The following is a 25,627-nucleotide window of genomic DNA, read 5'->3' as shown; positions in this document are numbered from 1 at the left end:
CCCGGCGGCGGCTGATGCGTCCTCACTGACACTGTCTGATGATTACAAGCGCAGTGTGGAGTTTTTATGTCCGACCGCCTTTCTCCGATCCTTTTAAGCCGGGACGCCTGGATCCGCCGTCCGTCCCACCGGGCGTGGCTGGAAATGCAGGGGCGCAGACTGCTCGATTTCAGCAAAGAAGGCTGCATCGACGGCGGCTTTGCCGGACTGGATCTGGAAGGGCATCTACCAGAAGGCGCCAAACCGGAAGCTACCCTTACAGCCCGCTGTGTCCATGCCTATTCCACCGCAGAACTTCAGGGCATTCCGGGAAGTGCGCCTCTGGTTGCTCATGGTGTGAACGCGCTCATGACCTCCTTCCGGGATCAGGAACACGGCGGCTGGAACCATTTTGCGGACCGCCCCCATGACCGCAAGCAGGCTTATCTCCATGCTTTCGTTGCGCTGGCCGCCTCGTCTGCCGTTCTGATTGGTGTGGAAGACGCAAACACGCTCCTCAAGGATGCCATTCATCAGATCGAAACACATTTCTGGTCCGAAGACGAAGGCGTCATGCGCGAGAGTTTCGCAGACGACTGGTCAGACGAAGAGAACTACCGCGGCGCCAACAGCAACATGCATTCCACCGAAGCCTTCATGGCGCTGGCGGATGTCACGGGAGACGTGAAGTGGCTGCACCGTGCGCTCCGGATCGTCACGCGCTTCGTTCATGAACTGGCATCCCAGCAGGGCTTTGCCATGCCCGAGCATTTCAACCGGAACTGGGATCTTCTGCGTAATTATCATGAGGACAAGCCAACAGACGATCTGCGCCCCTATGGCATGACGCCGGGACATTTCGTCGAATGGTCTCATCTGACCGTAAAACTGGAAGCTGCTCTTTTGCGTCGGGGCGAAAAAGCCCCCGGCTGGATGCTCCATGATGCGCAGGCCCTGTTCGAAACCGGCATGAAAACCGGCTGGAACGTCGATGGCCTGCCCGGCATGGTCTATACGATCGACTGGGAACACAAACCTCACGTCCGATCCCGCGTTCACTGGGCACATGCCGAAGCTCTGACGGCCGCGATCAACCTGTACAAGCGCACCGGCAATCCGCATTACGAGCACTGGTACAGAACGATCTGGGATTACATTGATACGACCCTGATCGACCGCGATTTCGGAAGCTGGTTCAACGAAGTCAGCCCTGAAGGCGAACCCACCGAGCATATCTACAAGGGCAAAGGCGATCTGTATCACGCCTATCAGTCAACACTGGCCCCCATGATGCCTCTGTCACCGTCTCTCGCCACAGCCATCGAGCAGATCGGCGTTCCTTACTGAGGCGTATCTCTGGAAGGTGGCGTTTTTGTGAGGGCATACACTGGCAGCGCTACAGCCTCCCGAAACAGATACCAGAGTTCCGGGAGGCGAAACTTCGCAGGATACGCGCCGGAAACACCTGTCACGCCAGCATGGCGCAACGCCCATTCAGCCCGCATGATATGAAACCATTGCGAGACAACGATTGCACCATTGGGAGCCTCCTCAGCCACATGCAACGCTGTCAGCCAGGTATTATTGCCCCGGGAATCAACAATAATGTCTGACGCGGGCACGCCATGCGCTTCCAGCCAATGCGCCATGATTTCAGCTTCATCCTGATGGTTTTCAGTCTCGACCGCTCCGCTGACCATCAGTGTCTGCACATGACGGGATTTCCACAGCTCCAACCCAGTCTCAAGCCGATCCCTCAGGGCTGGTTTTGGCACTCCCTGATCGGTCACAGCCGTTCCGAAAATGATAGCCATTTCGGCGGGTTGCACAGAAGCCCGGACGCCGACCCATGCCACGACGGAACACCACCCGACCAGCACAAGACATATCCCGCACAAAACGGCCAGCGCGAGTTTCCCTGACAAGCGCCTCACGACTGCGTCTCACCCTGCTGCCGACGCACATGCATGATATAGAGCAGCGCAACAGCGGCAGCCATAAACCCGGACAGCGCTCCTACGCCCAGAGACCATCTCGGCCCGAAATGGTTCGCCACCCACCCAACAACAGGCGCGCCGAATGGCGATGCCCCGGCAAAGATGGCAAACCGGATCGCCAGCACACGACCGCGCATTGCAGGCTCACTGGAGAGCTGCATGAAGCTGTTGCTGGTCGCTGTAAACGTCAGAGACGACATTCCGGTAACAATAAGCGCCAGCGCAAAGATCCAGTAAGTCGGCGCCAGAGCAGCAAACAGACAGCCCACACCGAAAATCACAGAACCCTTCAGCAAGACATCAAAATCCGCATTCATCCGCCGTGCTGCCAGAAAACCGCCGAGGATTGTCCCGATCGCCATTGCGGAATTCAGAACACCATAACCATGTGCTCCAACGTGAAAAACACTGACAGCCATTGTTGCAATGAAAATCGGGAAATTCAGCCCGAATGCCCCGATGATGAACAGCATCACCAGAATGGTGCGAAGATCTTCCCGCGCCCAGACATAACGTAAACCGCTTGTCAGGGCATTCCGCTCATTCTTCTTTGCGCGTTCAAAACGGAACAGCTTGTCCCTGCGAATAAACAGGAGCGAAACCATTACGCCGAAAAATGACAGGCCATTGACCATGAACGACCAGCCGGACCCCACTTCCGCAATACAGAACCCTGCAACAGCCGGCCCTACCATTCGCCCTGCATTGTAGGACATGGAATTGATGCCAACCGCGTTATGGAGGTCTTCTTCGCCGACAAGCTCTCCAACAAATGTCTGCCGGATCGGACTATCAAACGCCGCAACGCACCCGCTGAGAAATGCGAACAAGTCCACCTGCCAGAGTCGGACCGCTCCCGTTACAACCAGAAGCCCTAACCCGACGGCGAGCGTTCCCAAGGCCGCTTGCGTGAACAAAAGGAATTTATGCTTTTCCACCCGGTCCGCGACGAGACCCGTCCACAGGATCAGTAACAGTGGCGGAGCAAGCTGAAGGGCCATGACAATACCGATGGCCATGGCATCATGGTTTGTGAGTTCGGTCAGAACCAGCCAGTCCTGGGTCGTGAGTTGCATCCACGTCCCAATGTTGGAGAACACAGCTCCACAGGCCCAGATACGATAGTTGGGGCGTCCCAGAGACCGGAAAGCGCCACCGGTCACAGGCGACACTCCAGACTGAAAAAGAGGCAGAGAGACGGACAGACTGGCATTCACCCACTGTCAGGAATCTTCTGTTGGATGTCGAGGGTTATTCCAGCGAATAACGTCTCCAACACGGTTGTAACTCAACAATGATGCGAATTATCCCGATCCTGGAACAAACGTCTGTTTTCTGACAGGCAAAACAATCAACCTTCGAATACTCACAATGACGGACAGCCTCGCTATCCACAGTTTTTTGATATGAGGTTTTTTTGTTTTTCTCTAAAACCTGATGCGCGCATTCCGCCAAAAACCCCTCTTCACGCTTTTTCCCGAAGCTTTGATACCCTCTCCAGTACGGAAAATATTGACATTGCCCCGCCTCCCATGAATGGAGTGCTGCATCACCTTGGGGTGCCCTGCCATAAGGGCTGAGAGACTGCTGAGGGTGTGTTCCGTTTCGGGGCAGACCGGCGCAGTGACCCATCGAACCTGATCCAGTTCATGCTGGCGGAGGGATGGTGGCTCCTGACAGATCCATAAGCTGGATTTTCGGTGTCTCTCGTCGCCCCCACCCTGCACGATGGGATCGCCAGTTTTGCAGGCGGGACACGACATTCATGAGCAACCGATCTTCATACAGGCCGCATCCCGTCCCTGTCGTTCTGCTCGGCCTGACCGTCTGTGCCGGTACGGTGCGCGCGGCTGACACCACAGCCCTCACCCCACCTGCCTCCAGTGCTCCGAAAACCGAGCACATTACCGTTCACCGCATCTCTGACAGCGCGCCCGGACATCAGCCCGGCGGAGGCCTGATCCGGCCGGAAAACAGCGTGCGCTCCATCAGCACCGTCAGCCGCGATTACATGGACAAGCAGCCCCCGATGGCGACGGCCTATCAGCTCGCTTCCATGCTGCCCGGAGCCAATGTCGCCACCTCCGATCCGTTCGGCTTTTCGCCCAGCACCAACCTGACCGTGCGCGGCCTGAACAATGACGCCATCGGCTATGTGCTTGAAGGCACGCCGCTGAACGATGTCGCCTACTATTCCGGTTATCCGAGCCAGTTCGCTGACAGCGAGAATTACAGTCAGGTCGCGCTCGCCCAAGGTTCGGCCGATCTGGATAGCCCGGTTTTGAACGCTGCCGGTGGGCTGATGAGCCTGTCCTTTCTCGATCCGTCACAGAAAGCCGGGGGGTTCGCCAGCGTCTCCTATGGCTCCTTCGACACCAACCGCGAATTCATCCGCCTTGAAACGGGCAATATCGGAAATTCCGGCATTCGTGGCTTTGTGTCCTATTCCCACAGCGCCAGCGATAACTGGCGCGGACCGGGACGGGACAAACGCCAGCATGTCGATTTCAAATTCCTGAAGGACTGGGGGCAAGGCAATCGTGCCAGTCTCATTGGCTCCTTCAATACAACCATCACCAGCTATTATCCGCAGGTAACGATGGAAAGCTGGAAAGCCGATGGTATCCATGGCGCAAACAATCTCGCTGGCCATTATGACGCGTCCAACGCAGACAATGCCGTCAATTACTGGCGTCTGTGGCGCGCCCCGGAACGCACTTTTTATGCAGGCGCACCCGTCCATCTGCACCTGACGCACAAACTGTCGCTGGACGTCACACCCTACGCACAGTTCGCTTATGGCAATGTCCCCGCCGGCTCCACTTTAACGGAAACCGGTCTCTATAACGGCACGCAGCCCCTGAGTGACACGCTCACGCTCCCCAATGCACAGGATGGAACCGCTGTCGTTCGCGCCAATTACACCCAACGCAGTTATCGCTCCGGCTTCAATTCCACCCTGCATTACAAAACAGGCTGGAACGATTTCGTCCTCGGTTACTGGTACGATTACGGAGACGACAACGAGCAGCAGCCCTTCACAACTGTTTCCGCTACTGGTGCGTCAGGCGATATCTGGGCGGAAAACAGCAGTAGCCTGATCCATCTTGCGAACGGGCAGAAACTGCTGGGCGGCAGTTTCCACACCATTTCCCAGACCAATGCTCTGTATGTGGGCGATCACATCTCGCTCCTGCATGATCGCCTGACCATCGAAGCCGGTTTCAAGGCCGTCATGATGAGCCGGTACGGCACGAACAATGTCCCCGGCCCCCAGTATCATGTGGCGTCAAACAGCATGGAGCCTCTGCCGCGTCTTGGCGTCCGCTGGCGCATTGATGAGCAGAACCAGATCTTCTTCAACGCCACGACTAATTTCCGCGCGCCAGACCAGACGGCGCTTTACAACACCTACGACCCGACTTCTGGCGCACTCGCGACGACAGGCAGCGCAGACGTCCGCAACGAATATTCCATTTCAGAAGAACTGGGATATCGCCGCACAGGACAATGGATCATCGGCAGCCTGACGCTGTTCAACTATAACTTCACCAACCGCCAGATCTCAACACTGGCCTCCCAGAACGGCTCCATCATCCAGACGACCATGAACGCCGGAGGCCAGACGTCCCGTGGTGTGGATGTGGAAATCGGTCTCCGTCCCTGGCACCATTTCAGCCCCTATGTTTCTGGCGAGTACCTGCACGCCACCATTGATAACAACATTGCCTCAGGTGGTGACCTTCTGACGACCAAAGGCAAAATTGCCGTTCGAAGCCCGACCCTTCAGGCCGCGGCTGGTATCAGCTACGATGACGGGCATATCTTCGGCGTGGCCACCCTGCATTACACCGGCCACCAGTATGCAACATTCATGAATGATGAGCGGATGTCAGACCGCACGACGGGCGATATTTCCGTCGGCTATCGCTTCGGCGATGTGTCCCGTCTGCACAAACCAACCCTGCGCCTGAACTTCATCAACATCACGAATGAGCGCTCCCTGTCCGGCGTTGCCAGCCCAACCCTGAATGCAAAGGACACGACCGGTATTTACGGCAGCACGATCAGTGGGAGCGCCCCGAGTTATTATATCGGCGGCGGTTTTGCAGCGCTGTTCACAGCGTCCACAGGCTTCTGAACTCGTGACCGCTCCCGGACAGTTCGGCGTCAAGGGTGTGCAGGCTGAACGGCACTGGCCCCCTCTAACGCTGGAGGAAGCTGGCCGTGTTCTAGGGCGGTTTGCTCTGGCTTCCGCTCCGGATACTCTTTTATGGCACGGCCAGCGCCCCTTCTCCGCAACTGCGCTCGTGAAGCTGGCGGACGGAACCGTGCTGTTCCTCAAGCGGCATGATCCCCGCTTGCGCGATTACGCCGCCCTCATGGAAGAACACGCGTTCATGGCGCATCTCACTGCGCAGGGTCTGCCGGTACAGGTGCCGGTGAAAGATCGCGCAGGGCGTTCCGTAACGGAAGAAAATAGGTGGATTTACGAAGTCTTTCGCCCGCTTCCTGGCTTGGACCTGTATCGGGACGTTCAGTCTTGGGAGCCGTTTTTCTGCGCTGAACAGGCACACACTGCTGGACGAGCACTCGGCCGTCTTCATCTCGCTTCAAAAGAATATGCAGCGCCTGCACGCCCGAATGACCGCCTGCTGCTTTCCAGTTTTCAGGCCATTACCCAGCCAGACCTTGAGACAGGTCTTACACAATGGGGCAAATCCCAACCCGGACTGAACGCACTCTTTCAATCACCGTCATGGGAACCAGATCTCAAAGTCCTACTCCCATTCCATGACCGTCTCAAACCCCTTCTGTCCCATATAGAACCACTCTGGGGACACGGAGACTGGCACCCCTCGAATCAGTTCTGGACGTCCAGCGATCCCACAGCGGAGATCTGCGGAATTTTTGATTTCGGTATGTCAGACCGAACCTGCGCGGCCTATGACCTCACCGTTGCCATTGAGCGCACGGCCATCACATGGCTTGCTTCAGATTACACAGTGACGTGGGATCAACTGGCAGCCCTACTCGCCGGGTATCAGTCCATCCGTCCGCTCTCACCAACCGAGCGCAGACTAGTCGTAGCGTTTCTGCCCTTGGTGCATGTCGAATTCGCACTCTCGGAAGTCTCGTATTACCGCACCCTCGTACACGACGCAGCCTCCGCCACAGTGGCCTATTCGGACTATCTGATCGGTCATGCTCACTGGTTCGCAAGGCCAGAAGGTCAGGCACTTCTGCACTGGCTTGAAGACACTCTAGAACAGACCGCTTCATGTCCCTAACCGAGCTTCTCGCCGCTCTTCTCAGCGCCGCAGGTGTCTGGCTGACAGCAAAGCGCCAGATGGCCTGCTGGCCAGTCTCACTGATCGCTGCCCTGCTTTATGGTTGGGTTTTCTTCGCAGCACGACTTTACGCGGATGCCGCCCTGCAAGCCGTATTCTGCGGCTGCCTGTTTTACGGCTGGTGGCAGTGGAAAACAGATAGCTCGCAAGAAAACGCAACCCTCCATATCCGGCCTCTCTCAGCCTACACGGCTTGTGCAGGTTTGTTGACGGGTCTTGTCGGCGGCGGCCTCTGGGCGTTCTGCCTCGCCCGATTTACGGACGATCCCACGCCTCTGGCTGATGCCATGCTGAGCAGTTACAGCATCGTCGCACAGATCTGGGCTGCCCGACGCCACACCGCAAGCTGGCTGATGTGGATCGTAATCGACACAGCCTATGTGCTACTCTTCCTCACGCGCGGCCTGTATCCAACGGCCGTGCTGTATGCGGTTTTCATCGGGCTCGCTCTACAGGGCTTCCTGCGCTGGCGAGCCGCTGAACAGACGGATCAACGTCTGGGCTGAGTTGCAAACCAAAGCACCATACGGCGCACAGCCTCTTCAATCCGATCAGTGGAGACCGCAAAACTGAAACGCATAAAACGGTTCCCATTCACCGGGTCAAAATCCACGCCCGGCGCAGTCGCAACGCCTGTTTCCAGCAACAGCCGACGACAAAAAGCAAGACTGTCATCCGTGAGATGGCTGATATCCGCGTAGATATAAAACGCCCCATCAGGCGGCGCGATATGCGTTAGCCCCATCTCTGGCATGGCCTCGAGCAACAGATCACGGTTACGACGATAGGTGTCGAGATGCCCTTCCAGTTCGTCCACACAGTCAAATGCCACAAGTCCGGCATGTTGGCTCAGGGCAGACGGGGTCAGGAACAGATTGCCCATCCGCGCGCGGGCTGCATCAATCCGATCCGTAGGAACCACCAGCCACCCGAGACGCCACGGCGCCATACTGAAGTATTTGGAGAAGCTGTTCACCACCATGGCAGACGGCTCATATTCCAGAACCGAATGAGCCGGATCGCCATAGCTCAGACCATGATAGATCTCATCTGACACCACGCGGATACCACGATCGCGGCAGACCTTTAGAATAGCCTTGAGTTCTTCATCCCCAAGAATGGTGCCGGTCGGATTGGCGGGACTGGCAATAATGAGACCGTCTGGCACAGGTTCAATCGCAGCGACTGCATCTGCCGTAAGCTGGAAACGCTCAGCCTCTCCGCACTCGATCTCGACGGCCTCCATGTGAAGCGCCCGCAGAGTGTTGCGGTACGCAACATACCCTGGACGGGCGAGCGCCACCCTCTGTCCCGGTACAAAGCTGCTTGTCAGCGCCAGAACCAGAGCGGGTGAAGCACCGCATGTCAGAATGACCTGATCTGCCTGCACCGTAGTGCCATACATCTCTTGATAGTGGCGCGCGATCCGTTCCTTCAGAGGCTGGCTTTCCCAGTAGCCCATCGGGTCAGTTGCAAGAATATGCTGCGCCCGCTCGATGGCTTTCTGTGGCGCCCCTGTCGAAGGCTGACCAAACTCCATGTGAATGATGTTGCGCCCTTCGGCGGCCAGTTTGTGCGCCAGGCTGCTGATGGCAATGGCATGAAACTGGTCAATGTCAGGAACGGTCATCGGAAGCTCAAGAAAAACGCCAGCTTTGCCAGCAGGAAACAGGGAAAATGCATGATGGCCTGAACGCTGCACACAGGCAAACCCACTACAAACACAAACGGCGGGAAACAGGCTGCACGCCCATTTCCCGCCGCCGATCAAATCCGAATGAACGAATAGTCCAGCCTCAGTTGGAGGCTGTATCGTCTTCCGGCAGAGGCTGAACATGCGTGACCTTGCCGTAGCGATCATAATAGATCACCGCATTGCCACGACGTTCCGCGTATCCATCCGGCTGACCATCACGGGTGCGGAAAAGCAGACGGAACGCATCCGGCTGCTCAATGACCTTGTCCCCTGGTGGCCGATACGTGAAACGGCTGAAATCGGCGTGACTCCGGGGAAGAGAGGAGTTGCGATACAACTCATGCATGTCCGGCTTCTTCGGCCCGTCTCCATCCGCATCCTGCGCGACAGCGGTGCCCGTCAGGGCGAGAACCGCCAGTGTGGAAGTCAGGATCCTGCGCATGATGCTCTCCGGTCAGTGCGTTGCGGCGCGCACTGTAGGCGAAACCGTCTTCTGGCTCCACCCACCACCGAGCGCACGATACAATGTGACAAGATTCTGGAATCGTGCCCCCTGAACCAGAATAGCGTTCTGCTGGGCCTGATACAGGCTCCGCTGCTGTTCCAGCGTTGTCAGGTAACTATCAATGCCAGCATCGTACCGCATCTTCGCTAGGTCATAAGCTTTCTGGGACTGTTCCACGAGAGACTGCATGTGACGATCCTGCGTCGTATAAGTTTCGCGCGCCGTCAGCGCATCCGAAACTTCGCGGAACGCCGTCTGCATCGTCTTCTCATACTGGGCAATATACTGAAGCTTACGCGCCTTGGAGATATGCAGATTTCCTTCGTTCTGCCCCCAGGTGAAGATTGGCAGCGTGATGGACGGAGAAACCGTCCAGGTCTGCGCGCCCGGTGTAAACAGTTTGCGGAATTCCAGAGAACTGGTGCCCTCTGATGCTGTCAGAGTGACTTTCGGGAAGAACGCCGCTCTTGCCGCCCCAATATTTGCGTTTGCACCTTCAAGCGTATGCTCTGCTGCCAGAACATCCGGACGCTGCAACAGAAGATCAGAAGGCAGACCCGCTGGCAGGTCCGCAATCATGGTCTGATGACCCAGCGGTGCAGGCTCTGGCAAGGTTGCGGGCAACGGTACACCAACCAGAAGCTGCAGCGCATGTTCATCATCTGCAACAGCCCGGATATACTGCGCCTCGTTGGCGGAAGCCTGCTCAACCTGCGTCTTGACCTGAGCCAGTGTCAGCGCATCCGTTTCGCCATTGTCATAGGAAAGCTGTGTAAGACGCAACGTATTGCTCTGGGATTTCAGCGTATCCCGCGTCACACGCAGTTGCTCACGATCGGCCAACCACTGGATGTACGTTTCCGCAAGCTGCGAAACGGTCGTGATCAGGACGTTTCGTGAATTTTCCATGCTATTCAGCACGGTTTCAGACTGCTGCCGCGACAGGTTGCGGATGCGGCCCCATAGGTCGATCTCGTAGGATGAAAACCCGATGGAGGTCTGATACAGCCGAAGTGTTGACACGTTCGTTCCAAGGCCTGGAGCAAACGAGAAACCCGCCGTGTCGGATGGAGCCAGGAACATACCCTGCCCTGTCACCCCAATCGGCGGGAACAGGGAAGCATGCTGAACTTCATACTGTCCGCGGGCTTCAGCAATCGTGGCCGCCTGTACGGCCAGATCACGATTGTTCTTCAAAGCCAGCTGGATCAGCGCCTTCAGGCGCGGGTCCGTGAAGAAATCCTCCCAGCCCAGATTTCCGGCCTTCTGCAAGGCCGGGACGTTCTGCGCCCCGGTATCAGCAGGAAAGCTGTTCTGCACAGGCTGAGCCGGCCGATGATAAGTCGGAGCAAGATTACAGGCTGACAGCATCAGCAGCGCGGCAAATCCAAGACGGGCCTTCATGCGCCGTGCTCCCCTTCAACAGCCGGTTGGGACTGTTCATTCAGATGATCATACGGGTCCTTCCGGTCCTTGATGCGGGTCACCCGGAAGAGACGCAGAACAACGACGAAGAACACAGGCACAAAATAAATCGCAAGCAACGTCGCAGACAGCATACCGCCCACCACGCAGGTTCCGATCGCCACACGCGCAGCAGAGCCCGCACCCGTCGCAATCGCCAGCGGGAACACACCACACACGAAGGCAATGGAGGTCATCAGGATCGGACGCAGACGTTCCTTGCCCGCTTCCAGAACGGACTCTTCAAGGGATTGTCCCTGCTCAAAGAAGGCTTTGGCGAACTCCACGATCAGGATCGCATTCTTCACCGAAAGACCGACCGTCGTCAGCAGACCCACCTGGAAGTAAACGTCATTGGAAAGACCACGCCCCAGCGTTGCAGCAATCGCCCCCAACACACCGAGTGGCAGCACAAGCAGCACCGCAAACGGAATGGCCCAGCTTTCATAGAGCGCTGCAAGACAGAACAGAATGACGATCGCGGCCAATGCATAGAGTGGCCCTGTCGCACCGCTGGACGCAAGCTGCTCATAGGACAAACCCGTCCACTCATACCCAATGCCACGCGGCAGCTTGGCAAGGATCTTTTCCATTTCCGCCATGGCCTGCCCGGAACTGGACCCCACAGCCGGCTGTCCCTGGATTTCGTAAGAGTTCATGCCGTTGTAGTCTTCAACCTTCTGCGGCCCACTCTCCCACGTTCCGGATGCAAACGCATTGAACGGAACCATCGTGCCGGTCGCATTGCGGACATACCAGCGGTTCAGATCTTCAGGCGTCATACGGGCCCAGGGCTCACCCTGAATGTAAACCTGCTTCACACGGTCATCCCGCATGAACTGGTTGACGTAAATTGACCCCAGAGCGCCTTCCAGCGTCGTGTTGATGTCCGCATTGGTCAGACCAAGGGCATTCGCACGCTCACGGTTGATGTCCAGCTTGAACTGCGGGGCATCTTCCATACCAAGCGGACGCACAGCCTGGAGAAGCGGATTCTTGGCCGCTGCCATCAGAACCTGATTACGCGCCGCCAGCAGCGCCGCATGACCCAGATGTCCCGTGTCTTCCAGTTCCAGATCGAAACCCGTCGCGTTACCCAGTTCCATCACGGCAGGCGGGTTCACAGCAAAGATCTGTGCATCCGGATCCATCCAGAAATGCATCATGATCTCACGGGACACCGTCATCGTCGTATGGGCAGAACCCGGACGCTGATCCCATGGCTTCATACGAATGAAGAACGCACCCGCAGACTGTCCCTGCCCGGCAAAACTGAAGCCGTTCATGGCAAAGACGGACTGAACGTAGTCGCCATAATGCTTGAGAACGTAGTCTGTTATCTTCTGGTTGACAGCAGCGGTCTGGGCCTGTGTGGCGTTGTTCCGCATGGTCACCTGGCCGAAGATGATGCCCTGATCCTCATCCGGAAGGAAGCCACCCGGAACCCGCAGGAACAAGAACACCACACCCGCCGTCAGCAGCGCAAAAATGAGCATGCTGACGACCGGAACCCGGATCAGCCATTTTACGCCGCCCAGATATCCATTGGTCAGACGATCAAACGTGCGGTTGAACCAGGCAATGGGGCCCTTCTCATGGCCCGTATGCGTCGGCTTGAGCATGGAACCGCACAGGGCAGGCGTCATGACCATGGCCACGAGAACGGACAACCACATGGCGGCAACAATGGTGATGGAGAACTGGCGGTAAATCACGCCCGTCGATCCGCCAAAAGCAGCCATCGGGAGGAACACCGCGGTCAGAACCAGCACGATACCGATCAGCGCGCCAGAAATTTCGTCCATGGATTGACGGGCGGCTTCCTTGGGAGAAAGCCCCTGATCCGTCATCACACGTTCAACGTTTTCAACCACGACAATGGCATCGTCCACCAGCAGACCAACAGCCAGAACCATGGCCAGCATGGTCAGAGTGTTGATGCTGTATCCCAGCACAGACAGCAGCCCGAACGTCCCAAGAAGAACAACCGGAACAGCAATCGTTGGGATCAGCGTTGCACGGAAGTTCTGCAGGAAGATCAGCATCACGAAGAACACAAGCACAATGGCTTCCACCAGCGTCTCGATCACTTCCTTGATGGACAGCGTAATGAACGGCTCGGTATCCAGCGGGTAAACCAGCTTCAGCCCACCCGGGAAGTACCGCTGCAAATCGGCCATTTTGGCGCGCACTGCAGCTTCCGTGTTAAGCTGGTTAGCACCCGGAGCAAGCTTCAGAGCCATGGCTGCAGCCGGATGTCCGTTATAAACAGACCCCAGCGCATAACTCTGTGCCCCCAGTTCAACACGCGCCACATCTTTCAGACGGACCTGGCTGCCATCCTGCTGAACCTTGAGCAGGATCTTTTCGAACTCTTCCGGAGAACTCAGACGCGTCGGCCCGATCACCGTCGCATCAAATCCAATTCCCTTCTTGGCGGGCAAACCACCAAGTTCACCAGACGAAACCTGAATGTTCTGTGCCTGAATGGCAGACTGAACATCTCCCACCGTCAGGCCGTAATTATAAAGCTTGGACGGGTCGAGCCAGACACGCATGGCATATTCGGAACCGAACAGCGTGTGATCACCCACACCCGAAACGCGCGACAGCGGATCAGAAATATTGGAGGCCACGTAGTCCGAAATATCCTGCCCGGACATGCTGCCGTCTTCGGAAATAAAGGCCAGAACCATCATGAAGTTCTTGGTGGCCTTCGTGACACTCAGCCCCTGAGCAGTCACTTCCGACGGCAGACGCGGCTGTGCCAACTGCAGCTTGTTCTGAACCTGGACCTGAGCAATGTCCGGATTGGTTCCCTGTTCAAAGGTCAGGTCGATTTCCATCTGCCCACTCGCATAAGACGAGGCGGACAGATATTCGAGATGATCCAAACCATACATCTGCTGCAGGATCGGGCGCACAACCGTGTTGTTCACCGTTTCGGCAGATGCGCCGGGATACATGACGGAAATAGCGATCTGTGGCGGCGCGATGCTCGGATACTGAGCAATCGGCATACGGGTGATGGCAACGCCACCCACCAGCATGATGATCAGCCCGATGACCCAGGCAAAGATCGGCCGATCAATGAAAAAGCGTGAAAGCGTCATGGGAGATTACCCGGCCTTTCCAGCAGGAGCAGGCGCTTCCTGAGGTGCCACCTTGGCACCCGGCTGAACCTTCTGAAGACCATTCACGATCACCCGGTCTCCTGCCTTGACACCATCCGTCACAAGCCAGTCTGTCCCGATCGTACGGCTCGTCTGAATGGCGCGCTGCTGGACCTTGTTGTCAGCATCGACAATCATGACATACGGCTCACCCTTGGAGTTCCGCTGGACGGCCACCTGCGGAACAAGCAGACCGTTCGGATCAATACCTTCCCGAACATGGGCATGGACGAACATACCCGGCAGGAGCAGATGGTCCGGATTGGGAAATACAGCTCGCATGACGAGAGTTCCTGTTGCCGGATCAACCGTAACTTCCGACAACTGCAGCTTGCCGCGCTGCGGATATTCGGAGTTGTCCTCAAGCTTCAGTCCAACAGCCGCTGCGTCATCCCCCTTACGCTCAACCTGACCCGTCGCCAGTTCATGCTTCAGGCGCAGCATGTCCGCCGCCGCAAGATTGACGTCCACGTAAATCGGATCAAGCCGCGTTACGACAGCAATCGGTTGTGTCTGACCAGCCGTCAGCAGAGCGCCCGGCGTGTAAAGCGTACGGCCAATACGTCCATCAATCGGCGCACGAACATGGGTGTAGTTCAGATTGACAGCAGCCGCTTCAACATTGGCTTTTGCCTGTGCAACCTGCGCTTCGGCTTCACGGGCCGTAGCCAGCGTATTGTCATAGTCCTGCGAACTGACAGCATGCGCTTTGACCAGCGGCCCATAACGACGCAACTGACCTGCCGCACGGCTTGCAGCAGCCTGTGCATTCAGAAGCTGTGCTTTGGCCTGATCGTAAGCTGCCTGATAGGGCGCGATATAGACCTGAAAGAGCTGCTGCCCTGCCTTGACGTCTGCACCCTGCTCAAAGTCACGCGAAACGATCACACCATTAACCTGTGGTCGGATCTGAGCCTGCTCATAGGCTTCCGTACGACCCGGCAGGGATGTTTCCAGCGTGACAGGCTGAGCCTGTAGCGTAAGAATGCCGACAGATTGCGGTGGCATCTGGGGCGGAGCCTGCTTCTTGTGACAGCCCGCCAGCACGAGCGGTGCAACGAACAAAGGCAACAGCAAGCCAGATTTCAGCCGCCGGTGCTGGTCTTTCTCCGAGACGGCTGCTGCTGAGGACATCAAAAATGTTTTCTGAAAAGAAGGCATGATACAGCCGCTATCCTGTGATACAGAAACCACGCAGTTTCCAGTTGAGCTGGAAACTAGCCGGTTTCTTTGATGAACGTCAATTCGGTTTGGCCGAATAATACCCGGAGTTGACCTTGAGCAGTTCTGACGCCCTGTCCGATGCCCGCAAGCTACGCTGCTGCGACCACACCGGTACGCTGGACGACGTGGAGCGCAGAACCCGCATCCTGAATGCTGCCAGTTCGATGCTAACAACATATGGATATCATGCGGCTTCAATGGACAGCATTGCAGCCTGCTCCGGCATGTCCAAAAAGACGCTCTATCAGTTTTTCGAGTCGAAAAAATCTCTGTTTGAAACGCTGATCATTGAACGGCTTTTCGCCCCTATTCCTTATGCACCCGTCGAAACAGATCCACTCTCCACCCAGCTTCAAGGCATGATGCTGCTCATTGCAGAACAGCTTCTGGATGAAGAACGTCTCAGTCTGCTCAAGTCCCTCGTCACGGAGACCACACGCAACCCTGCCATCCGTCAGATCGTAGCAGACTTGTTCCACCTGTCAGGCCGCGCCCTCCCCGTCCAGGACTGGCTGACCAAACAGGTGACTACGGGCACTCTCGACATTGACGACGTCGAAGAAGCCGCGGACCTGCTGTTCAGCATGACACTCGGTGGCCCCCTTCTTGCTCATCTGACGCATTGCAAACCCCCAAAAGAGGGTGAAAATCTCACTCACTTCATCGAATATGGCGTTCAGACGTTCCTGAAAGCTCATACTGTCAAATAGGCGAAATCTTTAGCCACCTGCTGGCACAGACGAATCCTTGCCTTCTGTTAACAACTGGAACATTGCAGCCGACGGCTGGCCACTCATTCTGGCGGAAAACTGCTTTGCCAGACTGGAAAGCATTGCGCTGTCATGGGCCCGGGACGCATCCGCCCCAATTCTCAACACAAGCTGGCTCTGCTCCGATGTCAAAGGATTTGCCGTCTCGTTTTGACCTGACAACAAGGGCTGAAGCAGGTTTTTCAGCACCTTAACTGCTCCATTCCAATCTTTTTGCTGTTCCAGAACACTCGCCTGCATTTCAAGAGCCTCCGGTTCCGAACGGTTTTTCAAATATCCCAAAGCCTTTTGCGGATCATGCTGCGCCAAGGCAATTTTTGCCCGAAGAAGCACGACCTCCGACGACTCAACATGTCCACCAGGCAAGACGTTAATACTTGCAGGCTCTTCAGGGGGAAGAGCCTGCAGAGCAGCATCCAGAGCGCCCGTTTCAAGGTTTAGACGCGCAATCTGAAGCTTCGTCTTTTGCGCGTCATCCCCTTCTTGAAGCTGCGCTAGCGCCTGAAGCGTATCCCGCTGCGCCAAAGGCAAACCCAGAACAGCATAACGGTCAGAAAGCGCTTTCAGAAAATTAAACTGGATTCTGCTCTGTCCTGTCGCTGCAAGCACTGCTTTCTTCAGGAGGTCGGCTTCTGCCAATGCGGTGTCTGGCTTGTCAGGAGCATGAGAAGCCATTCCCTCAGCCACCAAAGAAAGCCGCTCCGCTCCAGGAAACTGCTCTGTTCCATAGAGTTGCTGACCATCCTGAATGGCTTGCAACGCTTTCGGCCACTCTCCCGCTTTTGCAAACGCATCTACGGTTAACAACCTCGCTTCCGGCTCTCGTCCCGCCATTCGGAAGGCCGGCATCAGTGCATCAAGACGCGCACCGACAACCCCGGGCGGTATCTGACCCGTCTCTAGCCCAAGCCTTAACGCAGCTTCCCGTGCGACCGGCCAGATCATAGGCGCCGATGAACCTGCCAGAATTTCCAGTTTTTTCGAGGCACCCGGATCATGGTCCTGCGCAGCCAACAGCGCATGAGCCAGAGCCGTGTCCGAATTTTCTGGCATTTTTCGAACAACCGCACGATCTGTCTCATCGCCGTACCGCACGACCCACTCGGCAGCAGATGGCACCAGACGATGCCGCAAGGGTTGCGCATAGGACGTGATGGAAGGCAGCCCTGACGCGATCAGTTTTGCCGCCTGTCCCCGCTCAGAACCCGAAACAGAGTTTTCTTTTTCCGAAGACAATGTTTGAACCATCCCACGCCAGAACTGGTCTTCCGGCGTGGAGCCTTCTTCCTCATCTCGCAAATCTGACGAAGGGCGGTGATTCAAAACTGCCGCAATCTGCTGCAACCGTTTTACATCAGAGCGGGCAACACCTTCAGGCTGATCTTCCAGAGCCGTTTGAAGAACCTGAGCAAGTTCAGGCCCATTTCCCAGACGTGCCAGTTCCTGAGCCAGGCGAATCCTCGCGTCGAACCTCTGCCCGGCAATCGCCATCGCCGCTGATATCCATGCATGATACGCTGCAGAGTGAAGCGCTTCCGGAGAGGTCTCCCCCAGCCGAACGCCCGCCATTGAGGCACCATAGGTGGCCATCTTCCCCTGAGACAAAAGGGGCAGACTGCCCGGCCCTATCCGATCCAGAAAGAATTTTCCTGATGATTGCCGCAATTCCAACACGTCAGAATCGGCCGCAATGACAACACCCATCAGGCTTGGGCGCACTTCAAATCCGTCCCCTCTCCTGGCCATCGTCTCAGAAACCACACCTGACTGAGCCAGACCAAGCAAAAGACGACGTCCTGAATCAGGGTCCTGGACCGTAAGCACCTGCATGGCATCACTTGCCTGCGGAGGCGTAAAGGTCAGCGCCTGACCTTCCTGCCCAAGCTTCATTGCGCTGTTGGCCCGGGAAGGCGTGAGCGACACTGTCCACCCTCCCGCAACTGGCTTGAGATCCAATGCAGAATCTACAGGACAACTGATACGCACCACTGTGCTGTTGCCCAAAATCTGGCTTTGCACGGTTCCAAAGGGAGCAATTCCACCCAGGGCGGCTGTATCGAGAGGGTGGCGCCCCGCCGCCACAAGAACAAAACTCCCCCCTCTCCGAAACGCTGCAACCGGCGTCCGCTCGCCCAGAGGCAACCATAGCCCTGTCGTGTCCGAGACAGATGACACGGCGGAGGCAGGTCCAACGTCGATGCCCTCCACGCCTTCCCCTTTCAGGGCAGGATCTTTCTCTTTCACCGCCGTAGGGGATAAAAGAGGGGACGGATCATTCAGAAACGACCATCCCTGCGGAAGCGTAGGCTCCTTGGCGGACGATACCGACGGCCCTGCAAACGCTGTTGCAGCGAAAACCATCAGCATCATTGCCGAAGCAGAAATCCGCCATCCGGTCATCCGTTGATACCGCGCGAGCCAGCATGCGCATGAATATTCGCCAGCAGTTGGGTCGCAAGAATGGCCCGTTGTGGCGACATGGCTTCCATGATTGCAGAAGCCTTGCGGGAACTCATGCGGTTCAGAAGACCTACGCCCACCCTGAGATCCAGAATATTGAAAATAACAGCCGCATCAGCAGGCTTCATGGCTTCGTAAATCTTGACGAGCCGATCCGTATCCTGATTGAGAAGTTCATCGGAATGACGTTCACTGTCTTCAATCTGGGACCGTGACGCCTGCAAGGCCGTCATCCGGCGCTGAAGTTCTTCTTCCCCCGCATCAACGAGACGCTGCCTCTCATCCAACGCCTTGGACCGCCGGTCCAGTTCCTGCTGCCGCTCATTCAGATCGGCTTTCAAAGCCGGGTCAACGGTTTCTGCTGCCACCACTCCCGAAGGTGCCTGAGGTGCGCCTTGACAGCCGCCCGCCTTGCATAGATCGGCAGTAGCAGGGACCGGCGACGCTGCGGAAGATGCGGGTTTTTTCTCCATGGGAGCGGCCGCATCGGCCTTATGTGTAGACGCTTCAGCAGAAGCCGGTGTCACAGACGGTTGAGCAACAGCAGAAGCAACCAGAGACGAGCCCGCAGGGACTTCGGCACCTACATATTCAACCAGATCGTAAACCTTGACGCCCAGAAGAACGATCATCAAACCACATGTGATGTGAAGAAGACGGAAAAACATCAGTTTTATCCCTGTCTCTGGCGAAGTGCGCGCAGAAGTTCACGTTCAGCCGCGCTTTTACCCACCGGCGTTTTGACCGTCCCCACGCTCCCCATCCGCCCCTCATCCATTCGGGGCCGAAGAGGCATGCGCACGCCCGGAACATCCTCCTCCTCTGGCCGAATTATGGGTTTCTGGGAGGAGGCTTTCTGTGTGGAAGCGCCTCCTTCAAGCACCTGCGCTACCGCTTCCGAGCGTTCACACAAAATCGTCAGTTCATTCTTGAGGGTTTTGCCGGTCTCAACAGTTTTGCCCAGTGCGCGCCCAACCATTTCAGTTGTCTGGCGAAGATGATCGATCCCGGATTGTGCCTGTGCGCTGCTGCTCTCCAGGCTCATGATCAATGCATCAAGCTGCCCACGGTCACGCCGGATCACAGCGAGGGCTCGGCCGAGATAGAGACTGTAGAAAATCGTCACCAGCAGCAGAACTGACAGGGCAATTTCAAGCCCAAGCTGGAACCTGTCCATGAAAAATGCTCCGTCTTTTCAGCTATAGGCGGAGGGCCGTTCCGCAGCCTCTCCTCCAATAAGATTTTCTTCAATCCGGACAGCCACCTGCCCCTGTTTTTTCCCGACACGGCCTCGAAAAACAGTCTTCCCACCACATCGCATCTGCACCAGAGCATCCGGGTCCCGACGCAACACCAGCCGATCGCCCGGAGAAAGGGTGAGAATGTCCTGAAGGTTCATGGTCTGCTCCTCCAGAACGGCATCCAGTGTGACGTCTGTATTCCAGAGTTCCTGAGCCAGATGACTTTCCCAGATCCCGTCATGTCCGAACTTCTCACCCATGAACTGCTGGAGCAGAATTTCACGAACCGGTTCAAGCGTTGCATGGGGGAGGATCAGATCCACGTCACCACCACGCCCATCCATATCGATCCCGAACCGAGCCATGACCACACCATTGGTGGCCCGTGAAATGGTCGCAAAGCGAGAATTCAGTTCTAAACGATCCAGCCGGAAATTCACGGCGCAAAGCGGACTGAAACTCATGGAGAGATCGCTCAAAATCACACGAATCAGCGGCTCGATCAGTGCGCGCTCAATCGCCGTATGATGCCGACCAGCAGGGCGATCCTCGCCACTCAGGGAAGTCCGGACACGGTCATGCCCACCAAGCAGGGCATCAATAATGCTGTAGATCAGGGACGAACTGAGGATCAGAATCCCGTAATTGTCCCACTCTTCCGCCTTGAAGACCGCAAACATCGACTGCCCGGAAACATTTTCCAGGTAATCACCAAAGCGCAGGGAATTGAGGCGGTCTATCGAGACTTCAACATTATCATTGGTGAAGTTCCGAAGACTGGTCGTCAAAATACGGACGAGACGGTCAAAGACCACCTCCAGCATGGGCAAACGCTCATAGGAAACGGAAGACGTCGTGATCAGTCTTTCGAGCCCATTTCCTTCGCCTCCCCCCTTCAGCGTGGCATCACTTCCGAACAGACTGTCAATTTCGGCCTGATTGAGAATACGGCCAGTACCGTCTTCATCTTCCGGGAATCCGAAATCGTCCATGGAGAGAGCAAACTTGGGAGTCGGCATGCCGCCGTCTTCTTCCAGAGCCTGATCCGGTTGTCTGCCATCCATGTTTGCCGCGTCTGCAGTCACTGCACCAGCAACTCCACGAAGAAGAGGTCCCGCACCGGCAGAGGCGCGAGAATATTGGAAACCTGCGCCAGCAGCGTCTCTCTGAGGCGATAGATTCCCGCACCAGAAAGCTCTTCCGGACGCATGCCATGAAGGCAGGTCTGGAAAGCATCCTGGATCTGCGGCATGAGCGGCCCGATTTTTGCCGTATCTTTGCTGTCTTCAACCTGAAGGCGCGCACTGATCCGGATATAACGCGCCCTGCCCTCCCCGGTATCCAGATTGGATACCATCGTGGGAATGGTAATGATCGTCAGCTTTTCGGGTTGTGGGATAGGTTTTTCAGGATGGGACGCAGGGTGATGGAAGTGCTGCCAGGCGAATGCGCCTCCTCCGGCCAGCAGGACGCAGAGGATCGCTGCAATCATGATGATCCTGCGTTTCCCGCCCCCTTTTGCAGGGGTTTCAAGTTCCGGAGTCTCCGTCGTCACCGTGTCTCTGCCTTTTCTTTCGGACAGATCCCATCATCTGTTCAAAAGATTAACATTGGGTTTATGACGCCTTGGAAAAGGCTCCTTTTCCTCTATGCCGGAACCCTTTGTGTGATCGGTTTTCTCCTTTCCGGCTGCGCCTCCCAGACGTCCCCTTACAACCGGTATTACGCCGCAAACGGGGCCTATAAGGCGCCTGGAACCCCGAGTGATCCCTGGGGGCCATACATTCAGCAGGCTGCCAATCGCTTCTCGATTCCCGAAGCATGGATTCGGGCCGTGATCCATCAGGAATCGGGGGGCCACCAGTATCTGAACGGGCAACCCATCACATCCAGCGCAGGCGCCATGGGACTGATGCAGTTGATGCCCCAGACCTATGCGGAAATGCAGAGTCGCTTCGGACTGGGATCCGACCCCTACGAACCTCACGACAATATCATGGCCGGGACAGGCTATATTCAGATCCTGTCCCGCAAATATGGCGCTCCCGCATTTCTGGCAGCTTACAATGCAGGCCCGCAGCGCCTTGAGGACTATCTTTATGAAGGGCGGTCTCTTCCCAATGAGACCGTTAATTATGTCGCCAACATTACCCCTCATCTGGGAACACAGGTGGCTATGACGGGCCCTCTCGCGGCTTATGCGTCAACAGCCCAACTGAATGCGTCTCCAATGGAGGTAGCGGAAGCGCCCGACACGTCTCCTCAACTTGCCATGACCCAGACATCAGGCAGATACGCTGCTCCACAGCAGAGTGTGCAGCAGGCCTGGGCAGGACGACGGATCACGTCCGTTCCATCTGACACAATGCCGCCAGATCTTCCTCCTGCAGTCCCTTGCGATCCAAACAGCGCCTATGATCCAAATACAACCTGCATCCAGACACCGGCGCCATCCAGTCAACTCGCTCCGCCCTCAGCAACGCCGCAATATGCTTCCAGCACTTCCTTGCCTCCACCACCCGTCATTCCCACGCCTCCCAGAACCTCCAGAGCCTCATCTGGTCTGACACCTATGAGCGTGAGTTACCGTACGCCGGGAAGCTACGGCGACTGGGGCATTCAGGTGGGGGCATTCGCCAATCCCGGACAAGCTCGCTTTGCCGCAACAATGGCCAGACAGAGCGCCTTCTCGCCTCTTCAGGCCTCTCGCATCGAGATCCAGCCTACTGTCGCACACGGGACACGCTTCTGGCGGGCAAGGCTGGCAGGAATCAGCCGTTCTGGAGCTGCTCAGGCCTGCAATACTTTGTCGGGGCAGGGTATGGCCTGTATGGCCGTCCCTCCAGGGCATTAAGTTACTTATAAAGCAGGATTTTCGTAAGAAAACTCAATGCGCGTTGGCAACGGGCGCAGTTTGCCGTATGTTCCCATGCAGATTGGACATACCTGCCACGCACGAAGTGTAGGTGATCCCTGTCCAGACATTGTTTCACCACGCCGATCCCGGCTCTCAGGATGCGCAGATGACGACCAGCCCTGCTCACGATTACACTCCCCCATCGGAAGATGTCATCAGCGAGGAAGGGTATCACAAAGACCTCGGTCGTCGACATATCCAGATGATCGCCATTGGCGGTGCCATCGGGACTGGACTGTTCCTTGGTGCTGGCTCCCGCCTTCAGGTTGCCGGCCCTTCCCTTGCTTTGATTTATGCCGTCTGCGGTGTTTTTTCCTTTCTGATCCTTCGCGCACTGGGCGAGTTGGTCATGTACCGCCCCACAAGCGGAAGCTTTGTGACCTATGCCCGTGAATTTCTGGGCGAAAAAGCGGCCTACGCGGCTGGCTGGCTCTCCTTCCTGAACTGGGCCATGACGGGTATCGTCGATATCACCGCCGTAGCGCTTTATATGCATTACTGGTCCGTTTTCGTGGACGTGCCACAATGGGTTTTCGCCTTGGGCGCGTTGACCATTGTCGGTGCCATGAACATGATCGGCGTTCGCTATTTTGGCGAAATGGAGTTCTGGTTCTCACTCATTAAGGTTGTGGCGCTGGCAGCGTTCCTTATCGCAGGAACCCTTATCCTCGGCAGTCGTATGCCTGTGGGCGGACATACAACTGGGTTGCATCTGATTACCGAAAATGGCGGATTTTTCCCGCATGGCATTCTTCCGGCGTTCCTTCTGTTACAGGGCGTAGTCTTCGCGTACTCGGCTATCGAACTGATCGGGACAGCTGCCGGCGAATGTCATGATGCCCGTGAAGTTCTTCCCAAAGCCGTCAACAGTGTGATCTGGCGTATTGCCCTGTTTTATGTTGGGTCTGTTGTGCTGCTGGTCTGCCTTCTGCCATGGACCGCTTATCACGCGGGTGTCAGCCCGTTTGTGACGTTCTTCCAGGCGTTGGGGATTCCCGGCATCGGAACAATCATGAACATTGTCGTACTCACGGCAGCTCTTTCCAGCCTCAACTCCGGCCTGTACTCCACTGGCCGTGTACTCAGAGCTCTATCTCTTGGTGGCTCTGGCCCAAAAATGCTTTCCAAGATGAACAGAAGTTCTGTTCCTTACGTTGGCATCCTGACCACACTAGCCGTTTATCTTGTTGGTGTTGGCCTGAATTATCTGATCCCAGCGCGTGTCTTTGAAATTGTTCTAAATTTCTCTGCCATTGGAATTATCAGTACCTGGGGCTTCATTCTTCTCTGCCAGCAGCGTCTGCGCGCAGCCATCAACCGCGGTGAAATCGCCCCGACCACGTTTGCCATGCCGGGTGCTCCTGTCACCAACTGGTTGACCCTTGGTTTTCTGGGGTTCGTGCTGGTCATGATGGCTTTTGATTATCCGGATGGCACAATTACGATCGCAGCCATTCCTTTGATCGGATTAATCCTCGTTGGCGGTTGGATCCTTTTAGGAAAAACCCGCGCTGAAATCCGTTAAACATGCCTCTTTAAAACGCTCCTTCGGGGGCGTTTTTCAGTTTTCAGAGACAAACCAAAAGCCTCATACCATTTCAGGCTGAACAACACTCACTGGCGGCAACCAGACCAGGCATGTTGTTCCTCGCCCTGGTGCGCTTGCGACCCGCAATCGACCACCATGGCGATCCAGAATATGCCGCACAATGGAGAGACCCAAACCGGTTCCCTGCTGGGCTGGCTCAACATTATCCACAACCCGATAGAAACGCTCGGTCAAGCGTGGAAGGTGATGCGCCTCCATACCGCGCCCGTTGTCCTCAACGCCCAGGAGGATGCCTCCATCCTCTGGCCAACGGTCATCCCGTTCCGGTGCCCTGCGGGCAAACAGGGTCACGGAAAAATCCCGCCCCCGCTCCCGTCCATATTTCAGGGCATTTTCGATCAGGTTCAGGAGCACCTGCACCATCTCGTCTTCATCTGCCTTGATGATCAAATCATCTTCAAGAGCCAGATTCAGCTTACACCCATCCTCATCAAACCGGGGAGCAACCTCGCCCAGAACAATGGCCATCAAATCGGCCACGTCCACAACATCCCGCGGGCGTTGATGCTCATGAGCCTGCACACGGGATAAGTAGAGCAGCCGATCGATCAGCCGCTTCAACCGCGCTGACTGCTGCCCCATAATGTCGAGAAACTGCTGACGCGTTCCCTCATCCATCGTGCTGCCACCCGTTCTGAGTGCGTCAATAAAGCCGCTCAGCGATGCAAGAGGCGTCCTAAGCTCATGGCTGGCATGAGCAACGAAATCCAACCGCATCCTGTCCAGAACCTGCGCCTCGCTGCGATCTGACATCACCACAAGAACCCGCTTGTGACGCTCCTGCGGAGCGGGAATTCCCCTTAGGGACAAGTGCAGCGTCCGGGGAACAGGAACATCAAGAGTAAAGGTGGTGGAGCAGACAGGCGGAAGGTCATCTGCCCCTTCCGGTTCAGCCCTTAACGCTGCGGAAAGCGCCGAACGAGCAGCAGGGTGCCGCAGAATGGCTCCTACGCTGTCTCCGAACTGCATTGCAGCCTCTTCATTGGCCTGGAGCACTGCACCAAGCCTGTCCAGTAACAGCACGCTTCCGGGAAAAAACTCGATTGGCAGGGGGGCATCCGGCAGAGGAAGAGAAAGACCCGAAGCCGAATATTCGGGTATGGCAGGCTGCGGGGGCGACCGACGGCGAAACGCCAGAGCCGCACACCCCCATCCAGCGACAGCAAGGCCTGCAAAGGTGAGGCCAACCCAGAGCGGCAGCCCATCATGGGGAAGGACTGCCAGACTCTCGGCCCTCACTC

The 25,627-nt window shown here is 56.6% G+C and carries 20 protein-coding genes and 1 riboswitch; of the genes, 7 read left to right on the top strand and 13 right to left on the bottom strand.

Going from position 1 to position 25,627, the window contains the following annotated elements:
• Positions 1-66: 66 nt before the first annotated feature.
• Positions 67-1,326 (top strand): AGE family epimerase/isomerase, encoded by a 1,260-nt coding sequence (locus HKD32_RS05800; RefSeq protein WP_061931987.1) that lies wholly within the window; start codon positions 67-69, stop codon positions 1,324-1,326.
• On the opposite strand, the gene HKD32_RS05795 is transcribed toward HKD32_RS05800, so the two are convergent.
• Entirely contained in the window at positions 1,320-1,913 is a 594-nt protein-coding gene (locus HKD32_RS05795; protein ID WP_194257679.1) for a YdcF family protein, read from the bottom strand. The genes HKD32_RS05800 and HKD32_RS05795 overlap by 7 nt on opposite strands.
• Entirely contained in the window at positions 1,910-3,139 is a 1,230-nt protein-coding gene (locus HKD32_RS05790) for an MFS transporter (protein ID WP_209436212.1), read from the bottom strand. Before HKD32_RS05790 ends, HKD32_RS05795 begins: the two co-directional genes overlap by 4 nt.
• Positions 3,140-3,521: 382 nt before the next feature.
• Positions 3,522-3,657: riboswitch (TPP riboswitch) on the top strand.
• 84 nt (positions 3,658-3,741) lie between these two features.
• On the opposite strand from HKD32_RS05790, the gene HKD32_RS05785 reads away from it, so the two are divergent.
• From HKD32_RS05785 to pnuC, 3 genes are read left to right on the top strand one after another with little or no spacing between them, the layout of a single operon-like run.
• A complete protein-coding gene (locus tag HKD32_RS05785; protein WP_061931985.1) occupies positions 3,742-6,117 on the top strand; it encodes a TonB-dependent receptor in 2,376 nt (791 codons plus the stop codon).
• A gap of 4 nt (positions 6,118-6,121) precedes the next feature.
• Positions 6,122-7,267 (top strand): phosphotransferase enzyme family protein, encoded by a 1,146-nt coding sequence (locus HKD32_RS05780; RefSeq protein WP_061931983.1) that lies wholly within the window; start codon positions 6,122-6,124, stop codon positions 7,265-7,267.
• Positions 7,258-7,833 carry a nicotinamide riboside transporter PnuC gene (gene pnuC, locus HKD32_RS05775; protein ID WP_061931982.1) on the top strand — a complete coding sequence of 192 codons (576 nt, stop codon included), beginning with the start codon at positions 7,258-7,260 and terminating at the stop codon, positions 7,831-7,833. The genes HKD32_RS05780 and pnuC overlap by 10 nt, the downstream gene beginning before the upstream one ends.
• Here the strand turns inward: pnuC and HKD32_RS05770 are convergent.
• From HKD32_RS05770 to HKD32_RS05750, 5 genes are all read right to left on the bottom strand, one after another.
• Positions 7,818-8,957: a pyridoxal phosphate-dependent aminotransferase gene (locus HKD32_RS05770; protein ID WP_194257678.1), complete on the bottom strand. Its 1,140-nt coding sequence runs from the start codon at positions 8,955-8,957 to the stop codon at positions 7,818-7,820. The two genes, pnuC and HKD32_RS05770, sit on opposite strands and share 16 nt — an antisense overlap.
• 166 nt (positions 8,958-9,123) lie before the next feature.
• Positions 9,124-9,465, bottom strand: coding sequence for a hypothetical protein (locus tag HKD32_RS05765; protein ID WP_010504078.1), 342 nt, complete (start codon positions 9,463-9,465; stop codon positions 9,124-9,126).
• A gap of 12 nt (positions 9,466-9,477) precedes the next feature.
• Positions 9,478-10,932 carry an efflux transporter outer membrane subunit gene (locus tag HKD32_RS05760; protein ID WP_061931980.1) on the bottom strand — a complete coding sequence of 485 codons (1,455 nt, stop codon included), beginning with the start codon at positions 10,930-10,932 and terminating at the stop codon, positions 9,478-9,480.
• The gene (locus HKD32_RS05755) at positions 10,929-14,105 is read right to left on the bottom strand and encodes an efflux RND transporter permease subunit (protein WP_194257677.1); all 3,177 of its coding nucleotides are present in this window, start codon (positions 14,103-14,105) and stop codon (positions 10,929-10,931) included. Before HKD32_RS05755 ends, HKD32_RS05760 begins: the two co-directional genes overlap by 4 nt.
• A 6-nt stretch (positions 14,106-14,111) precedes the next feature.
• Positions 14,112-15,326: an efflux RND transporter periplasmic adaptor subunit gene (locus HKD32_RS05750; RefSeq protein WP_228118789.1), complete on the bottom strand. Its 1,215-nt coding sequence runs from the start codon at positions 15,324-15,326 to the stop codon at positions 14,112-14,114.
• A gap of 116 nt (positions 15,327-15,442) precedes the next feature.
• Here HKD32_RS05750 and HKD32_RS05745 point away from each other — a divergent pair, with 116 nt between their 5' ends.
• Complete coding sequence (locus HKD32_RS05745) at positions 15,443-16,099, top strand: TetR/AcrR family transcriptional regulator (RefSeq protein ID WP_010504083.1); 657 nt, start codon at positions 15,443-15,445, stop codon at positions 16,097-16,099.
• A 9-nt stretch (positions 16,100-16,108) separates the two neighbouring features.
• Here the strand turns inward: HKD32_RS05745 and HKD32_RS05740 are convergent, their stop codons facing one another.
• Genes HKD32_RS05740 through HKD32_RS05720 form a run of 5 tightly spaced genes read right to left on the bottom strand, consistent with a single transcriptional unit; the run spans position 16,109 to position 21,415 of the window.
• Positions 16,109-18,559: a YfgM family protein gene (locus tag HKD32_RS05740; RefSeq protein WP_194257676.1), complete on the bottom strand. Its 2,451-nt coding sequence runs from the start codon at positions 18,557-18,559 to the stop codon at positions 16,109-16,111.
• Positions 18,556-19,287 (bottom strand): MotE family protein, encoded by a 732-nt coding sequence (locus tag HKD32_RS05735; RefSeq protein WP_062503902.1) that lies wholly within the window; start codon positions 19,285-19,287, stop codon positions 18,556-18,558. Before HKD32_RS05735 ends, HKD32_RS05740 begins: the two co-directional genes overlap by 4 nt.
• A 5-nt stretch (positions 19,288-19,292) precedes the next feature.
• Positions 19,293-19,796 carry a DUF6468 domain-containing protein gene (locus tag HKD32_RS05730; protein WP_194257675.1) on the bottom strand — a complete coding sequence of 168 codons (504 nt, stop codon included), beginning with the start codon at positions 19,794-19,796 and terminating at the stop codon, positions 19,293-19,295.
• An 18-nt stretch (positions 19,797-19,814) separates the two neighbouring features.
• A complete protein-coding gene (fliM, locus tag HKD32_RS05725; protein ID WP_026017630.1) occupies positions 19,815-20,924 on the bottom strand; it encodes a flagellar motor switch protein FliM in 1,110 nt (369 codons plus the stop codon).
• Between the two features lie 17 nt (positions 20,925-20,941).
• The gene (locus HKD32_RS05720; RefSeq protein ID WP_061931970.1) at positions 20,942-21,415 is read right to left on the bottom strand and encodes a flagellar basal body-associated FliL family protein; all 474 of its coding nucleotides are present in this window, start codon (positions 21,413-21,415) and stop codon (positions 20,942-20,944) included.
• 63 nt (positions 21,416-21,478) lie between these two features.
• Here HKD32_RS05720 and HKD32_RS05715 point away from each other — a divergent pair, with 63 nt between their 5' ends.
• Both HKD32_RS05715 and HKD32_RS05710 read left to right on the top strand, forming a co-directional pair.
• On the top strand, positions 21,479-22,714 hold the full coding sequence (locus HKD32_RS05715) for a lytic transglycosylase domain-containing protein (RefSeq protein ID WP_061931969.1): 1,236 nt from the start codon (positions 21,479-21,481) through the stop codon (positions 22,712-22,714).
• A gap of 169 nt (positions 22,715-22,883) precedes the next feature.
• Positions 22,884-24,302: an amino acid permease gene (locus tag HKD32_RS05710; protein ID WP_026017632.1), complete on the top strand. Its 1,419-nt coding sequence runs from the start codon at positions 22,884-22,886 to the stop codon at positions 24,300-24,302.
• 63 nt (positions 24,303-24,365) lie between these two features.
• Here the strand turns inward: HKD32_RS05710 and HKD32_RS05705 are convergent, their stop codons facing one another.
• On the bottom strand, positions 24,366-25,625 hold the full coding sequence (locus tag HKD32_RS05705; protein ID WP_061931967.1) for a sensor histidine kinase: 1,260 nt from the start codon (positions 25,623-25,625) through the stop codon (positions 24,366-24,368).
• Positions 25,626-25,627 lie beyond the last annotated feature (2 nt).

Origin of the sequence: Gluconobacter japonicus, assembly GCF_015244665.1 — a bacterium.
GTDB classification, from domain to species: domain Bacteria; phylum Pseudomonadota; class Alphaproteobacteria; order Acetobacterales; family Acetobacteraceae; genus Gluconobacter; species Gluconobacter japonicus.
This window is presented reverse-complemented; position numbering and strand designations above follow the sequence as displayed.

Coding starts and splice junctions, on each gene's coding strand:
- HKD32_RS05765 (WP_010504078.1), bottom strand. CDS start 9,465: ATGCGCAGGATCCTGACTTCCACACTGGCGGTTCTCGCCCTGACGGGC.
- HKD32_RS05760 (WP_061931980.1), bottom strand. CDS start 10,932: ATGAAGGCCCGTCTTGGATTTGCCGCGCTGCTGATGCTGTCAGCCTGT.
- HKD32_RS05770 (WP_194257678.1), bottom strand. CDS start 8,957: ATGACCGTTCCTGACATTGACCAGTTTCATGCCATTGCCATCAGCAGC.
- HKD32_RS05755 (WP_194257677.1), bottom strand. CDS start 14,105: ATGACGCTTTCACGCTTTTTCATTGATCGGCCGATCTTTGCCTGGGTC.
- HKD32_RS05800 (WP_061931987.1), top strand. CDS start 67: ATGTCCGACCGCCTTTCTCCGATCCTTTTAAGCCGGGACGCCTGGATC.
- HKD32_RS05740 (WP_194257676.1), bottom strand. CDS start 18,559: ATGACCGGATGGCGGATTTCTGCTTCGGCAATGATGCTGATGGTTTTC.
- HKD32_RS05710 (WP_026017632.1), top strand. CDS start 22,884: ATGACGACCAGCCCTGCTCACGATTACACTCCCCCATCGGAAGATGTC.
- HKD32_RS05735 (WP_062503902.1), bottom strand. CDS start 19,287: ATGTTTTTCCGTCTTCTTCACATCACATGTGGTTTGATGATCGTTCTT.
- HKD32_RS05715 (WP_061931969.1), top strand. CDS start 21,479: ATGACGCCTTGGAAAAGGCTCCTTTTCCTCTATGCCGGAACCCTTTGT.
- pnuC (WP_061931982.1), top strand. CDS start 7,258: ATGTCCCTAACCGAGCTTCTCGCCGCTCTTCTCAGCGCCGCAGGTGTC.
- HKD32_RS05730 (WP_194257675.1), bottom strand. CDS start 19,796: ATGGACAGGTTCCAGCTTGGGCTTGAAATTGCCCTGTCAGTTCTGCTG.
- HKD32_RS05750 (WP_228118789.1), bottom strand. CDS start 15,326: ATGCCTTCTTTTCAGAAAACATTTTTGATGTCCTCAGCAGCAGCCGTC.
- fliM (WP_026017630.1), bottom strand. CDS start 20,924: ATGGATGGCAGACAACCGGATCAGGCTCTGGAAGAAGACGGCGGCATG.
- HKD32_RS05785 (WP_061931985.1), top strand. CDS start 3,742: ATGAGCAACCGATCTTCATACAGGCCGCATCCCGTCCCTGTCGTTCTG.